Annotated in this window: 1 protein-coding gene and 1 pseudogene; one reads left to right on the top strand and one right to left on the bottom strand. The window is 64.4% G+C overall.

Features of this window, described 5'->3' with window-relative positions; all coding sequences use genetic code 11:
- Positions 1 to 101: 101 nt before the first annotated feature.
- The gene (locus tag BRAS3843_RS15175) at positions 102 to 485 is read right to left on the bottom strand and encodes a helix-turn-helix domain-containing protein (RefSeq protein WP_008969826.1); all 384 of its coding nucleotides are present in this window, start codon (positions 483 to 485) and stop codon (positions 102 to 104) included.
- Positions 486 to 590: 105 nt separating this feature from the next.
- Between BRAS3843_RS15175 and BRAS3843_RS15170 the strand changes: the two are divergent.
- Positions 591 to 1,231: pseudogene (locus BRAS3843_RS15170) on the top strand (12-oxophytodienoate reductase); the annotation flags it as partial.

Genomic DNA, 1,231 nt, shown 5'->3' with positions numbered 1-1,231 from the left:
TCGAGCGAGCTCGCCGCGGCCGCGATGAATCCAAATCCGTTTTTCGTTCGCTATCGCCCTTCACCTTCTTCCAAAGCCGCGCAGCGATAGGGGAGCGCCCCTCAACGCCGGCTGCGGGCCACGCGCCGGTCGAACGCGTGCCGCGCGGACTCGACCTCGGGCATCTTGGCGATGGTCCAGGCATAGAGCGCCCGGAACGGCGGCTGCAGCGTGCGCCCGAGCGGGGTGATCTCGTATTGAACGGCCACGGGCGACTCCGCGATCACCTGGCGAGATATCAGGCCGTTGCGCTCCAGCCGGCGCAGGCATTGCGTCAGCGCCTTCTGGGTGACGCCTTCCAACTGCTTCTTGATGACATTGAAGCGCAGCGGACCTGCATCGAGCACCGCGACCACCATCATCGACCATTTGTCGGCGATCTGGTCGATCAGGAGCCGGCTCGGACACTCCGCCGAGAAGTGCTGCGGCTTGCAGTTCGGAATCATAAGTAGTTTCCTCGCGTATACCTGGGCGACTTCAGGTGCCTGATTGACAGCAGGTTTACGAAGTATACTTGGATCGCTCCGAAAGCAATGGAGGAGCTCTTCCGAATGTCCGACCTCGATACCGGCGTCCTGTTTCGTCCCTTTCGTCTGAAGACGCTGGAGCTGAAGAACCGCATCGTCATGGCGCCGATGACGCGCAATGCGGCGCCCAACGGAATTCCGGGTGATGCCAATGTCGCCTATTACCGCCGCCGCGCCGAAGGCGGGGTAGGGCTGATCCTCTCCGAAGGTACCGTGGTTGATCGTCCCGCTTCCAGGAATGAGCCGGGTATCCCGTTCTTCCATGGCGATGCGGCTCTCGCCGGTTGGCAGCGCGTCGCCGCGGCGGTTCATGCCGCGGGAGGCCGCATGGGCCCGCAGATCTGGCACACCGGCTCGACCAAGGGCATGAGCGGCTGGCAGCCGGACGCGCCGGTGGAAAGCCCGTCCGGACTGCTTGCGCCGGACAAGCCGCGCGGCAACGCCATGACCGAGGAGGACATCGCCGACACCATTGCTGCCTTCGCGCAGGCCGCGCGCGATGCCAAGCGCGTGGGGTTCGATACGGTCGAGATTCACGGCGCGCACGGCTATCTCATCGACCAGTTCTTCTGGTCCGGCACCAACAAGCGCGAGGATCGTTATGGTGGCGCCACGATCAAGGAGCGCTCGCGCTTTGCAGGCGAGGTCGTCGCGGCGATCCGCGT

Source organism: Bradyrhizobium sp. STM 3843 (assembly GCF_000239815.1).
GTDB lineage: Bacteria > Pseudomonadota > Alphaproteobacteria > Rhizobiales > Xanthobacteraceae > Bradyrhizobium.
The sequence above is the reverse complement of the archived record's forward strand: the minus strand, read 5'-3'. Positions and strand labels throughout refer to the sequence as shown.